This is a genomic window from sulfur-oxidizing endosymbiont of Gigantopelta aegis (assembly GCF_016097415.1).
Taxonomy (GTDB): Bacteria; Pseudomonadota; Gammaproteobacteria; order GRL18; family GRL18; genus GRL18.
On the sequence record NZ_JAEHGE010000002.1, the window covers coordinates 243,688 to 257,479 of the forward strand.

At 31.8% G+C, this 13,792-nt stretch carries 13 protein-coding genes and 1 pseudogene; 11 read left to right on the forward strand and 3 right to left on the reverse strand.

Annotation, left to right across the window (positions count from 1 at the left end; all coding sequences use genetic code 11):
• Positions 1-9: 9 nt before the first annotated feature.
• The 7 genes from JEU79_RS23310 (at position 10) to JEU79_RS23340 (ending at position 7,408) form a co-directional block, all read left to right on the forward strand.
• Positions 10-585, forward strand: coding sequence for an acyltransferase (locus tag JEU79_RS23310; protein ID WP_198266327.1), 576 nt, complete (start codon positions 10-12; stop codon positions 583-585).
• Positions 586-617: 32 nt separating this feature from the next.
• Complete coding sequence (locus tag JEU79_RS23315) at positions 618-866, forward strand: hypothetical protein (RefSeq protein ID WP_198266328.1); 249 nt, start codon at positions 618-620, stop codon at positions 864-866.
• The gene (locus tag JEU79_RS23320; RefSeq protein ID WP_343075026.1) at positions 847-2,382 is read left to right on the forward strand and encodes a DegT/DnrJ/EryC1/StrS family aminotransferase; all 1,536 of its coding nucleotides are present in this window, start codon (positions 847-849) and stop codon (positions 2,380-2,382) included. The genes JEU79_RS23315 and JEU79_RS23320 overlap by 20 nt, the downstream gene beginning before the upstream one ends.
• Positions 2,383-2,688: 306 nt before the next feature.
• Complete coding sequence (locus JEU79_RS23325) at positions 2,689-3,813, forward strand: lipopolysaccharide biosynthesis protein (RefSeq protein ID WP_198266329.1); 1,125 nt, start codon at positions 2,689-2,691, stop codon at positions 3,811-3,813.
• Positions 3,814-3,972: 159 nt separating this feature from the next.
• Positions 3,973-5,061, forward strand: a complete 1,089-nt coding sequence (locus JEU79_RS23330; protein WP_198266330.1) for a hypothetical protein — start codon at positions 3,973-3,975, stop codon at positions 5,059-5,061.
• Positions 5,061-6,287: a glycosyltransferase gene (locus JEU79_RS23335; protein WP_198266331.1), complete on the forward strand. Its 1,227-nt coding sequence runs from the start codon at positions 5,061-5,063 to the stop codon at positions 6,285-6,287. The genes JEU79_RS23330 and JEU79_RS23335 overlap by 1 nt, the downstream gene beginning before the upstream one ends.
• Positions 6,288-6,343: 56 nt before the next feature.
• Positions 6,344-7,408: a glycosyltransferase gene (locus JEU79_RS23340; RefSeq protein WP_198266332.1), complete on the forward strand. Its 1,065-nt coding sequence runs from the start codon at positions 6,344-6,346 to the stop codon at positions 7,406-7,408.
• 21 nt (positions 7,409-7,429) lie between these two features.
• Here JEU79_RS23340 and JEU79_RS23345 read toward each other — a convergent pair whose 3' ends face one another.
• The 3 genes from JEU79_RS23345 to JEU79_RS23350 are packed head-to-tail and all read right to left on the reverse strand — an operon-like array spanning position 7,430 to position 9,047.
• Complete coding sequence (locus tag JEU79_RS23345; RefSeq protein ID WP_198262524.1) at positions 7,430-8,395, reverse strand: IS66 family transposase; 966 nt, start codon at positions 8,393-8,395, stop codon at positions 7,430-7,432.
• Complete coding sequence (locus JEU79_RS27165; RefSeq protein ID WP_198263038.1) at positions 8,389-8,634, reverse strand: hypothetical protein; 246 nt, start codon at positions 8,632-8,634, stop codon at positions 8,389-8,391. Before JEU79_RS27165 ends, JEU79_RS23345 begins: the two co-directional genes overlap by 7 nt.
• Before the next feature lie 59 nt (positions 8,635-8,693).
• Complete coding sequence (locus tag JEU79_RS23350; RefSeq protein ID WP_198266296.1) at positions 8,694-9,047, reverse strand: hypothetical protein; 354 nt, start codon at positions 9,045-9,047, stop codon at positions 8,694-8,696.
• Positions 9,048-9,392: 345 nt separating this feature from the next.
• On the opposite strand from JEU79_RS23350, the gene JEU79_RS23355 reads away from it, so the two are divergent.
• From JEU79_RS23355 to JEU79_RS23370, 4 genes and pseudogenes are all read left to right on the forward strand, one after another.
• A complete protein-coding gene (locus JEU79_RS23355; protein WP_198266333.1) occupies positions 9,393-9,671 on the forward strand; it encodes a hypothetical protein in 279 nt (92 codons plus the stop codon).
• A 457-nt stretch (positions 9,672-10,128) separates the two neighbouring features.
• Entirely contained in the window at positions 10,129-10,662 is a 534-nt protein-coding gene (locus JEU79_RS23360) for a glycosyltransferase (protein WP_281401109.1), read from the forward strand.
• Between the two features lie 30 nt (positions 10,663-10,692).
• A complete protein-coding gene (gene asnB, locus JEU79_RS23365) occupies positions 10,693-12,414 on the forward strand; it encodes an asparagine synthase (glutamine-hydrolyzing) (protein ID WP_281401108.1) in 1,722 nt (573 codons plus the stop codon).
• Between the two features lie 62 nt (positions 12,415-12,476).
• Positions 12,477-13,629 (forward strand): annotated as a pseudogene (locus JEU79_RS23370) (IS3 family transposase).
• Positions 13,630-13,792: the final 163 nt, after the last annotated feature.

Sequence of the window (13,792 nt, forward strand, 5' to 3'; positions counted from 1 at the left end):
CTAATAACAATGGACTATTTTTCTCATCCTAGCGCAATTATTGACGATGGTGCTCGAATTGGCAAGCAAACACGAATCTGGCACTGGGTGCATGTTAGTGCTGGGGCTGAAATTGGGAAGCATTGTTCATTAGGGCAAAATGTTTTTATAGGGAGTCAAGTAAAGATTGGCAATAATGTAAAAATACAAAATAATGTCTCTGTTTATGATAACGTAACATTAGAAGAAAATGTTTTTTGTGGACCGAGTATGGTTTTTACTAATGTTTATAATCCACGTGCAGCGATTAAAAGAAAGTTAGAGTATAGAGAAACCTTGGTCAAAAGAGGTGCAACTTTAGGCGCAAATTGTACTATCGTATGCGGTGTAATTATTGGTGAATATGCATTCATTGGTGCTGGTGCTGTGGTGAATAAAGATGTCTTGAATTATGCGCTGATGGTTGGTGTGCCCGCAAGACAAATTGGTTGGATGAGTGAATATGGTGAGCAATTGGAACTTCCGTTAATAGGTGAGGCACAAATACGTTGCCCACACAGCGGTAAAATATATCGACTGAAAAATGATAACTTGACCGCTATTTGAATTATGGTATTCGAAGATAAACGAGGTGAAACATGCAAATATTAATTGATATCAATGATGAACACCCTGTAAAAAAACTTTCTTTTCTGGATGAATTTAAAAATAGTGGAATAATGATTAAACGAACATCAGAGCAAAGTTTACATGTGAGGGGGTATTCTGAAGAGTATCTGAAACAACATTGGCGGAAGTTAATTATGACCCATGAAACCCCAGAAACTGATGATGATGAATTATCCAATGCCTATATAGATTATTTGAATGAAAAAAATTCTTTTTGATATTAACATCGTTCTTGATTATTACAGTATAACAAGGCGTAAGAAATATCCTGAGTCAATTAAAGCTTATGAACTGGCATTGGAACGAGATGATGTTTACCCTTATATATCAACCTCAGCGATTTCTAATATTGAATTTTTAAAACATGGCGTGTTAAAAAGAGAAAAACCAGAATTTACCTTTAAAGAAAGAAAAATTATTATCATTGAGATGATAAAAGAAATCCTCAAGTACTTTAAACTCGCAAGTACACCTTCTTATATTGTTTTTGACTATGATGATATAGAAAACTCCCAGATAATAGCTTCTGCAAACGCAATTGATGCGCAAGTCGTTACAAGAGATAAAGCTATGTTAGCAAAGTATCAGAATGTTGCTATAACACCTCAAATTTTTTTGGCTCAAGTTAAAAAACAAACACAAAAAATCGATTTTGCTAATCTAAAAAAACAGTACTATGATCTTCAACCACAGATAGCAAAACAAATGGATGATGTATTAAATGCAACATCATTTATTATGGGTGATAAAATCATACAATTGGAAAGTGAACTACAGGAGTTCACCCAAGCCAAGCATGCAATTACCTGCTCCAGCGGTACAGATGCGTTATTACTTGCTATGATGGCTATGGATGTTCGTCCTGGAGATGAAATTATAACCACTCCTTTTACTTTTATTGCTACGGCAGAAACGATTGCCCTAATGAAAGCTATTCCAGTTTTTATTGATATTGAAGAAGACACACTTAATATTGATGCTACAAAAATTGTAGCGGCTATTACTGATAAAACCAAAGCCATTATGCCCGTCAGTATCTATGGACAACCATCAGACATGGACGAAATCAATGGGATTGCAAAAAAATATAATTTAAAAGTCATTATAGATGGTGCACAATCCTTTGGTGCTACTTACAAAAAACAAATGGAAGTACATCACTGTGATATTTATACGACTAGTTTTTTTCCAGCTAAACCGCTAGGTTGCTATGGAGATGGTGGTGCCGTATTTACTAATAATGATGATTATGCAGAAAAAATAAAAAAATTACGTATACATGGTCAGAGTAAACGCTATCATCATCAATACATTGGGATGGGGGGGAGATTTGACACCCTTCAGGCTGCTGTATTATTAGTTAAACTGCCACTTTATGCAAAGGAAATAACGCTACGCCAAAACGTAGCTGAATCTTATTGTAAAAAATTAAGTGTGCAAACATCGTCATTAATCATACCAATGATTAAAAATGATAGAACCTCAGTTTGGGCGCAATATACAATAAGGACACCTGAGCGTGATAACCTTCAAGAAAAACTCAAACAACACGGGATACCAACTGCCATTCATTATCCTATGCCTTTGCATCAACAAAAATGCTTCCAATATTTAAATCAGAAAACGAGTTTGAAAATTGCAGAAAAAGTTGTAAAAGAGGTTGTGAGTTTGCCCATGAATCCATATGTCACTGAAACAGAACAGGAAAGAATTGCTCATGTTATCTGCCAGTAAATAATACCCTTACTGGATTATTTCCCCTTGTGCCTATTTTGTTAACGATTTTTAACTGATTTTTCATGAGGCGTGATAAAGACATAATGAACATACTCAGTGCAAAGCCATAGTTCATTAAATCTATTTTAGTTAGAATCGTGAAATAATACTCATTGAACTCATTAATTATTTGGTAATGATAATTTGGTTAAAGAAATACAGTGCTGTCATGAGGACTCGAAGGGGTTTTTAAAAGGAGGCTTACTTTTCAATAAGTATTATAAACTCATATTTTTTCTGAATTTGCAAAATTCAAATTTCTAGATGGCTGTTAATCTTGAAAGTATTAAATTAGGTAAAGTAAATCTAATGTTTTTTAAAAATGTTTTAACATTAATGGCTGGGTCGAGCATTGCTCAGGCGTTACCAATTGCAATTAGTCCAATATTGACGCGGATTTATACACCAGATGAATTTGGAATATTTGCTCTTTACTTAAGCATAGTCACGGTCATATCAACAGTAGTAACAGGACGATATGAATTAGCTATATTATTACCAAAAAAAACAGAAGATGCTAATAATATACTTATAATGTCAATTTTGATTAGTTTTTTTGTTAGCTTTATGCTCGTTCTTATTGTATTTAAATTTGACGAGAAAATAATAAAATTAATCGGCAATCCAGAACTTAAAAATTGGCTCTATTTTATACCATTGGCTATTTTTTTAAATGGAGTGTATCAAAATTTAATATGTTGGAATAATAGAAATAAAGAATATAAACGATTAGCAATTAACAATGTAATTCAAAGTTCTACAACTGCTACAACCAATCTTGGCCTGGGGGCTTTGGGGTGGGGTAGTGGTGGTCTCATTTTAGGAAGTGTGATTGGTCGAAGTGTAGTTGTTTTATTGTTAGGAAAGGTGGTTTTTAAAAATATAAATTTATCTTTTAATAAAACAAGAAAATTAAAATTACTTGCTTTGATGAGAAGATATAATGAGTTTCCAAAAATAAATTCGTTGCATGCTTTGTTGAATGTTTTTTCGACACAATTACCATTTTTTCTGATAAGTTATTTTTTTTATAATACTGTTACAGGGTTTTATGCATTAATGAACAGAGTTCTAATGACTCCTATCAATATTGTTTCCGGATCATTTGGACAAGTTTTTTTTCAGGAGATGAGTCATTTGTATGTTGAAAAAAATACAAATGAGATGATTTTTTTTAAAAAAATCATGTTTAGATTGCTGGTATGGTCATTACCTTTTTTTGTAATTTTTTTTATATATTCTAAAGATCTTTTTTCATTTGTTTTTGGTGAAAATTGGTCGATAACAGGTGAATATGCACAAATTTTATTACCGATGCTATATCTTAGATTTACTGGATCGGTTATGTCATCCGTAGTAATCATATATGATGAACAAAAAAAGCATTAACTCTGGAGGTCATTCATACAACATTAAGGTTTTCTTCTCTACTTGTTGGGGGGCTTTTGAATGATATTGTTTTAGGTTTGACTTTGTTTTCTGCTGTTAGTTCGTGTATGACAACTTATAGACTTTTTTGGTATTATGAAATAGTAAAAGGTAGAAAAATTGAAATATAAAATTTTTGGAAAAAATATAGAAATAAATGTTGATAAACGGTTGATAAAAGAAATTTTAAAAAAAGAATTGATGGGATATAAAAAGTCAGATGAAAATGATAGTGTAGATGTGGAGATTAATTTCACTGATAACTTTCCTTCTGAAAAAAGCTTTTTAAATAGTCCCACAATACATAAAAGCTTTTCAAATGGATTTATAGCATATTATGGTAGCAATAGAATTCTATATCAAAAAAATAAAATTTTAAAAATATATATTTCTATTAGTGAAAAAGGTGGTTTTTTTCATAAATTTTTAAGTATGGGATATAGATTGAATTATGAAAATGTAGGACAAATTTTACATGAATTGGTGTTGGTTCCAATAAGTTTTTTTGATAAGACAAGTGCATTAATACATGCATCAACCATGAAGAAAAAAGGTCAAAATAGGGTGGTGATGTTTGGTGGTACAGGGGGTGTTGGAAAGACATCATTAGAAATTCTTTTATGCCGTGAATTGGGGTATAGTTTTATTTCAGATGATATTGCGGTAATTTCTAACAATACTAAAGTTTACCCAAACTTATCTTACCCAAAAATATATGCTTATAATACAGTATGTAATGATAGTGTTGAAAAGGATTTATTCAAAAATAGGGGGTGGGTTGATAAGTTTCAATGGTTTTTTATGAAAAAATATAAGGGGGAAAGTAAAGTTAGGAGAGCTATAGCTCCGAATGATTTTTTTTATTCTGTTGAAACAATGGAAAACAATGCCAGTGAATATTATATTTTATATAAAACAAACACAATAAACTCAATCGAAATTGAGGTCGTTAATGCCAAAATTGCAGCAAGGCTAACACTGAATATTATCAAAAATGAATATCACAGTGTTTATCAACATATCTTATGGTATGAAAATAATTGTCAATTAATGAAATTTGAACCGATTATAACAATGAAAGAAATTGATGAAAAATTTATAAAAATATACCAAGTGTTTTTTAATACAGTTGATTGTTATTGCGTAAAAATTCCTATCGATAAGAGTCATGATGAATTTCTAATGCAGATGAAAAAAAAGTATAAGTAATGAAGAAGATTGTATTAATAACATCACAATTTCCTTGTCAGGGAGGTGAACAGTTCTTAGAGACAGAAATAAAATATTATTGTGAGTCTAAGTCTGTTTCTTATACAATTTTACCTTTATCAAAGAATGCATTTGTTAGAAAAATACCAGAACATATAGATGCAAATAATGCTTTTATTTGTCAATCATGGAAGAGAATGAAGTTTTATTTTTTTTTTAAATCATTGTTTAGAACTGTACTTTATAAAGAATTATATAAAGAAAAAATAAATTTAAGAAAATTAAAAATATTATTTTCATCAATAACTTTCTATCAGTATTATTATGAAGTAATGAGAAGTTTTTTACGGAAGTCGGATAAGTCAATTGATATTATCTTTTATACTTATTGGAATAATGAAGTGACCTATGCACTTGAAAGCCTTAAAAATGAATTTGATTTTAAATTAATTAGTAGAATTCATGGAATTGATTTATATAAGGAAAGACGGTCTCTGGGATATATGCCGTTAAAAAAACAATTTAATAAAAATATTGATGCTCTTTATGTTGTGACAAGAAAAGCTATAGAATATTTAATAGATAATTACAATGTTGATAAAAGTATAATAAAGTGTGGTTATCTTGGAGTAAATGATTTTCATATTAAAACTCTGCCTACTGATAGCAGTAAGTTTCATATGGTGACTTGTTCAGCTTTAAAAGAAGTAAAGCGTATAGATAAAATTATAGACGTTTTATATATCTTATCGAAAAAATTTAAAAATATAAAATTTATCTGGACACATATAGGTGAAGGAGAACTTTACGATAATCTAAAAATAAAAGCTAGAAAAAAACTTGGTGAAAAACAAAATGTTGACTTTGATTTTTTGGGGGGACTTGATAATGTTAAAGTTTATGACTTTTATAAAAAAAATAAAATCGATGTATTTGTTAATGTGAGTGAGTCTGAGGGTGTCCCTGTTTCTATAATGGAAGCTATGAGTTGCAGCATTCCTATTGTTGCTCCTAATGTTGGTGGGATATCAGATATGATTGTAAATAATGAAAGTGGATTCCTATTAAGCAATGTTTGTACAATAGATGAAGTTTGTAATAGTTTGGAAAACATATCTTTTTTTAAAAATACTAAAACAAGAATGAACTCGCATTATATTTTCTTAGAAAAATATAATGCAAAAAAAAATTATACACGATTTATACAAAATATAAATATAATTTAATTAAAATATGCTTCTCACAGAGATATAAATTAGAAATTAAGAGACTTTTTTGATAAATGAAAATAATATACATTGTTGAGTTAGATGCATATAGTGATAGTGGTGTTCTTAGAAAAGTAGTTTCTCAACTAAGTTGCTGGAAAAAACTGGAGAATGATTGTGAAATGTTATTGGTCTCAAAGCCACCCAGTAAGAAATCATTACTAGTTTCATATTTGGAGTCAAAAAGTATTTATATTTTCTATAGTGGATTATTAGCAAAGCTTAGCTCGGTTTTTGGAGGAAAATATGTTTATTTTAATAAAATATTAGTTTCAATAAAAATATTGCTAAAAGTATTGCGATTTAAACCTGATATTATTTATTATCGATTTGGAATATGGTTTCCGGGACAGTTAATTAGATTTCTTAATGTACCTCTGGTGGTAGAAATAAATTCAGATGATATTGAGGAATCTCTATTATATAGTGATATAACGCGATTTTTACATTTAAGAAGTAGAAGTATGCTGTTGAAACGGGCAAATGGTTTTTGTTGTGTTACGAGAGAGCTTAGACATAAAATTCCACCAAAGGATGGGGTGTCAGTTGCTATCTCAAATGGTATAGATTTATCGGCAATAACTGCTGTGAAAGTTGAGAATAGTATAAGAACTCAAATAATATTTGTCGGAAATTCAAGCTGCCCATGGCATGGTGTTGAAAAAATCGTATACCTTGCCTCTGTATTGGATGATTGTGATTTTCATATTGTAGGCCCAGAATTAAATAAATTTAATAAATTGTCAAAAAATATAACATTTTATGGGTTTTTAAATAACAAATGTTTGGCTGAGCTATATTCTAAGATGAATATAGCAATCGGTACACTGTCATTGCATAAAAAAAATATGAAAGAAGCTTCTGCTTTGAAAGTAAGAGAATATGTTGCTTATGGTTTGCCTGTTATCCTTGGTTATATTGACTCTGATTTAGATGGCTGTGATTTTATTTTGAATGTTGGAAATTATGAACGTAATATTCATGATAATTTAAAGAAAATAAAAGAATTTATAAGGTTTTGGAAAGATAAAGAAATTAAATATGATATGAAACATATCGACATGTATAATAAAGAGTAACTTCTCAATAAGTCTGTGCATTTAAACAGCACAAACTTTACCTTTCAGCAACTCAGGCAGATATGGGATCAAATTTCTCTTGCTGATCCGGTCATTAATAAAATCCCAGAATGAAATTCCTTGTTTCAAACAAGTTTTCTTTAAACTGACAAAGGTATCTCTGCAAAGTTGCCCATCCTTTGAGCGTGTACTACCACTAATTTTACGCTTAATAACATATTCTCGAATATCATTTTCACTCAAATTATTATGAAGAGGAATATCAGGCCGTTCCAATACCAGCAGTAATTCTGTTTTATTTCTTGCCAATCGTTTCAGTGCCTGATTCAACGTTTCAAAGCTTGTTTTAGTCCGGCACAATTCATCAAAATGTTCAGCAATCGCTGACTTCAACGGATCATCTGGCTCAAGTTTATATTGTTTGAGATCATAAAATAGTTCCCAAATCTGAGTATGTACCCAGTTCAGTTCTTTATCATGTCGCTCATTGAGTGGTAGTATCCGCTGAAACACTCTGTCTGCATGTATCCAACATAATGCGTGCAACAAAATATCAAATTGTCCTGCATCATCACTCACAATCACCAAATCACTTGGAAAGCCACTGTTAATTAATGCCCCCAGTAAAGCGCCTTCTGTGGCAATGCGAACATGCCGTTGTGTTATGATACTATTGTTCTGCAGATAGTATTTCCAGGCTTCTTCATTATCAAAGCAAGTCTGATGACTTTGTTCAATAACGCTCAATGGCTTGTGAGGTAATTTTTCTGCTCTCATATAATCAAGTGCTGCATCGTTGAGCGTATAATCAACAGCAGCACCTCGTAACAATTGTAGAAAATTAATCCGGCTCTTATATCGAGTACTTGAAAACCAGGCAAAGGTTTCATTGCCAACGTGAGTACAATAACCATTCTTTCCATCATGACGACTACCCGTATCATCAACATGGATATAAGTACTATTGTTGATACCGGCAGTTAGCAATGTATTTTTTCAGTATGAAAATGGTCTTTGTCATGGATTAAAATCTCATTGATCTGACCCGTTGAAATATCAAAACCTAATTCTGTTAATTGTTGTATTATCAATGGCTGAGTCACTCTCTGGTGATAATATTGATAAACGATATAACTCTGTAATGTATGGCCAAAATGTCCTATATGTGTATCAAAGCTCAATTTTCCTATACAGGTATCACCATCGGGTGTTTTATAGCGAGCCAATCGATAACGAGTATTGAAAGGCTTAATCAGCAGCTCCTGAACAAAATAATCCTGATACCCTAAAAACGTGAATGTTCTGGCAGGTTATCTGGTTTGATAACGGTGGTTTTATGAATAGCCAATTTCTTCTTTCGTTTACGACTTTTACTAGTCCCATTTCCTGAGTTGTTTTTCTTGCTTCCTGAATGACCTGTCGGATTATCATTGTCATCATCCTTTGGCAATTTACTGGCTCTTATTTTAGGCTTTGGAGGTAGCTTTTTAAGCTTAGCAACTTCTGTTTTAAGGGCATCGATTTCAACCTGTTGGTTTTGAATGATTTCCTGTTGTTGCTCCATGAAAGCAAGGAGTAATCGGACTACCGGTGTCTTTTCTTCTTCAGGTATCTCTGGAATTGGAGGTAATTTTTTCACTATAATCAATACAGGTTGTTTTCAATAAAACAATTGTATCATGGCTTTTAAGGCTCTTTAGTTTGCCCTGTGTTGATCAAACTCCCTCTCAGTTAAGATAATATTCAAAAATATTCTATTTCGATCTGAGACAGATCGACAGGATCATTTATAGGGATAAATTACATGGGGCAGTGAAAATGCAATTTTTGTCCTCTAAAATGCTGTCAAGACTTTTTTTGTTTTTATTTCAAGTTTTGCACAGACTTATTGAGAAGTTACAATAAAGAGAGTCAACGTATTGATTTTTTTAAAGAAATTATAGAATCAAGAAGCTTGCATACATAGCAAAAAAAAGTACCAAAGATGATAGCTAATAAAAAAAAAAATGTTGATGTCTTTATCTTTACAAATAATTTCCCTTTTAAACCCGGTGAAAATTTTTTGGATTTAGAAATAACGCATCTTTCTAAATGTTTTAATACAATCACACTATTCCCATTTAAAAAATCAGAGCGTTTGTATAAAATTCCTGAAAATGCATCTTATACTGATGACTTAATTAATGCGAATCCTTTTCTTTTGCTATTAGCTTTTATAAAAATGTTTTTTCGAGGCTATTTTATAAAGAATTACTCTTGTTAAGAAGAAAATATTTCTTAACAAATTTATATAAATCAATTGTGTTTTTTACTAAAGCAATCTTTATAAAAGAACGATTAAAAAAATCATTGTTTCTAGGAGTGTTTCCTTAGATTCGACTCTCTTTTATACTTATTGGTGTACTTCCGCCTCTTTAGGTTTATGTCTTCTAAAAAATGAATTTCCAAATATCAAAGTGGTTTCTAGAATTCATGGCTATGATTTATATGATTATCAACATAAAACAAATTATATTCCTTTTCAAAAAGCTACGCTGGAAATGATAGATCGATTATACTATGTTTCATATGATGGATATGAGCTGTGTTTCATATGATGGATATGAGCATTTAACTGATAAGTTTTACATGGATATTCCTGGCCTCCGCAAGAAATTATTTGTTATTAAACTGGGTACTATAACAAATAATTCTAAAAATCAGTATCATGTTCAAGCATTATTCCTTTAAAGAGGCTTGACTTGATAGTTGATGCATTATCTGAGTTAAATGATATAAAAGAAGAAATCGAATGGCATCATTTTGGAAGCGGTTCAGAAATGCGTGTTATTGAAGATGGCTTATGTAAAATAAATAATGTTAATATTAATGTCTTTTTTAATGGGCATTTGGAGAATGAAAAAATTCTAGAACGATATCAATTGGATAAGTTTAATCTCTTTGTTAACGTAAGCGATAGCGAAGGAATCCCTGTCTCCATAATGGAAGCTATGAGTTTTGGCATTCCTTGTCTTGCTAGAAACGTCGGGGGTATTTCAGAAATCATAAATTCTGAAAATGGATATTTATTGGAAAATGAAATTGATGCCAAATATCTTTCGAACGTATTGAAAGAAATAATTTTTTCAAGAGAAAAATTAAATATTAAAAGTTTTAATGCATTTAAAACTTGGGAAAAACATTTTAATGCAGACATTAATTTCCCACTTTTTTCCAAGTCATTATTAGATTTTATTTTATCTTTTAAGGCTTAATTAAAAAAATAGGAGTTAAACTTTTAACTTATGTGCGGCTTGACAGCAATTATTGCTACAAACTCAGTAAATATAAATGAATTAATTTCTATGAATGATACTATTATTCATAGAGGTCCTGATGATGAAGGCTTTTTTTTAAAATCTTTTTCTTCTGATTTATCAATGACTTTTTCGAGAGATAAACATGATTTTAAGCATTATGATGAAGAATCTTACAAACAGTTTAATGTTGGTTTAGGGCATAGACGCTTATCTATTCTTGATTTGACATCTGCCGGGCATCAACCGATGACTTCGCATGATAACAATTTGACAATAATTTTTAATGGTGAAATATATAACTACAAGGCATTACGTGTCTTATTAAATAAAGAAGGATTTATTTTCAAGACTCAAACTGATACGGAGGTTATTTTAAATGCATGGTCTTTTTGGGGGGAATCTTGCCTCTCCAAGCTTGAAGGAATGTTTAGTATTATCATTTTTAATAATAAAACTAATACTCTTTATGCTATTCGTGATCGCTTTGGAATAAAACCTCTTTATTACTTTCAAAATGATAGAGGCATATATTTTGCTTCAGAAATAAAACAATTTATGGCTATAAATACATGGAAAGCAACGCAAAATTATCAAATTGTTTATGATTTTTTAAACTGGTCACTAATTGATCACACGAATGAAACTTTTTTTAAAGGTGTATACCAGGTTCTTCCCGGAGAAATACTTAAACTTACTATATCAAATAAAAAAATTAATACTTTGAGAAAAATGTGGTACAGCTTATCATTTAGTTTACCTTTTTTAGAATATAATGATGAAAAAAATAGCTATAAGGATTTATTTGTCAATTCTGTTAGTATGCATTTACAAGCTGATGTTTCAGTAGGTTCTTGCCTCTCTGGAGGAATTGATTCATCCTCAATTGTGGGTGTTATTAATAGTTTGAAAAAAAACAATCAAACTCAAAAAACTTTTTCTGCATTATCCCATGATCCACGGATTGACGAGTCAAAATGGATTGATTGCGTTGTAAAGGCTCAGAGTTTAGATGCATATTTCATTACACCAACTGCTAGTTTATTGGAAAACTCTTTAAATGAGCTCACCTATTCACAAGATGAACCCTTTCGTTCAACAAGTACATTTGCACAGTGGTGTGTTTTCAAGTTAGCTCATGAACAAGGAGTTAAAGTGATGATTGATGGTCAAGGGGCTGATGAACAATTAGGAGGCTATGCCTCCTTTTGGGGCGTTTTACTTGCAGAAAAGATTTGTAAGGGGCATTGGAGTGATTTTTCAGAGGAATATAAAGCTATTCTAAAAAATTCGGGCTTATCATATTTTTCTTTGTTTCAACGGGTTGTTAATCCATTTGTAAAAGGTCGTTTTAGTGGTATCATTCGAAACATTATTACGGATAATAAAATAACACCCCCATGGTTTGATTTTAAAGAATCACTGGTTGATAAACGAGATCCTTTTTTGTTGCTAAATTCTCGTACGTCTTCTTTTCAACAATTTAGTATAGCTCAAACTAAATCTATTAATTTACAATCATTATTACACTTAGAAGACCGAAACTCTATGGCTCATTCTGTTGAGGCAAGAGTCCCTTTTTTGGATCATAATTTAGTGGAAAAAAGTCTTTCTCTACCAACAGAGTATAAATTCAAACAAGGGGTGTCTAAACGTATTTTGAGAGATGCAATGAAAAACTATATTCCTGAAAAAATTTACAATCTATAGTGGACCCCGAAAACTGGACAATAGGTTAAGATATAAGAGCTAACCTAACGGGGAACAAAAAAATGAGCACAAAAAGAAAAACATTCAACAACAAATTTAAAGCAAAAGTAGCCATTGAGGCTTTGAAAGGTCAAAAACAGTCGCAGAAATTGCGTCAGAATTTGAAGTGCACACCACCCAGGTCAATAGCTGGAAAAAGCAGATGCTTGATGGTGCAGCCGATACTTTTTCAAAAAAATTAGAGAATAAAGATGCTGAACATGAAAAGGAAAAAGAACACCTGTACAGCCAAATAGGTCAACTAAAAGTAGAGGCTGACTGGCTGTCAAAAAAGTTGAAGATGTTCAACTGAGTAGAGCAGAAAAGCGGTGTTGCATAGAAAAGAGCACCCTCAGTTGAGCATCAAAAACAATGTGAGCTTATCGGCCTGAACCGTTCAAGCTATTACTATCAACCTAAAAAGCCTCTGCAAAATAAAGATTTAACATTAATGAATTTGATTGATGAGTTGTACATAAAACATCCATTCTATGGCAGTCGTCAAATTCGTAATGCATTAAGATTGAAATGTTATAAAATTAATCGTAAAAAGTTCAACGGCTTATGCGGATCATGGGATTGGTTTCAGTGGCACCAAAACCCAATACCAGCAAGCCTTGCAAAGTAAATAACCTCTATCCATATTTGCTCAAAGGAATTGATATTAATAGGAATAACCAGGTTTGGTGCACAGATATCACGTATTTACGGATGCCACATGGATTTGTCTACCTAAGTGCTGTTATGGACTGGAGTAGCCGTTTTGTGCTGTCCTGGGAAGTGTCAACCAGCATGGAAGAAAGCTTTTGTATCAGTAGTCTGGAAACAGCACTGCGACGATATGGAAAGCCAGAAATCTTCAATACGGATCAAGGTGCTCAATATACTAGCAGAGCATTTACAGGTGTTCTAAAGGCCAATGATATAAAAATCAGCATGGACGGCAAAGGCAGAGCAATGGATAACATTATGATTGAACGACTCTGGCGAAGTGTAAAATATGAGGAAATTTACCTCAAGGATTACCAAAGTATTGATGAGCTAAAGAGCTCATTAAAGGAATATTTTGAGTTTTACAACCATGAACGACCACACAGTACACACGGTGGAAAAACGCCTGCAGAGATCTATGGCGTGATGAAAGAAGTTGTTCCAGACTTAAAACGGGCAGCATGATGAGAGGATAATCAACTTTACTGGCAACCGCCTTGTCCACATATCCACAGGCCAAGCCAGTAGCCCTGAGATATATCGCAAGCGTCTCTGGACTACTGGCAGACCTGTGGATATGTGGATAAGACTAATACTATAAATAACCAACAGAATTATATCTTAATAT

Bases quoted from the DNA above. Each gene is read 5' to 3' on its own strand.
- JEU79_RS23325 (WP_198266329.1), top strand. From the start codon at position 2,689: ATGGCTGTTAATCTTGAAAGTATTAAATTAGGTAAAGTAAATCTAATG.
- JEU79_RS23315 (WP_198266328.1), top strand. From the start codon at position 618: ATGCAAATATTAATTGATATCAATGATGAACACCCTGTAAAAAAACTT.
- JEU79_RS23320 (WP_343075026.1), top strand. From the start codon at position 847: ATGAAAAAAATTCTTTTTGATATTAACATCGTTCTTGATTATTACAGT.
- JEU79_RS23340 (WP_198266332.1), top strand. From the start codon at position 6,344: ATGAAAATAATATACATTGTTGAGTTAGATGCATATAGTGATAGTGGT.
- JEU79_RS23335 (WP_198266331.1), top strand. From the start codon at position 5,061: ATGAAGAAGATTGTATTAATAACATCACAATTTCCTTGTCAGGGAGGT.
- asnB (WP_281401108.1), top strand. From the start codon at position 10,693: ATGTGCGGCTTGACAGCAATTATTGCTACAAACTCAGTAAATATAAAT.
- JEU79_RS23310 (WP_198266327.1), top strand. From the start codon at position 10: ATGGACTATTTTTCTCATCCTAGCGCAATTATTGACGATGGTGCTCGA.
- JEU79_RS23355 (WP_198266333.1), top strand. From the start codon at position 9,393: ATGATAGCTAATAAAAAAAAAAATGTTGATGTCTTTATCTTTACAAAT.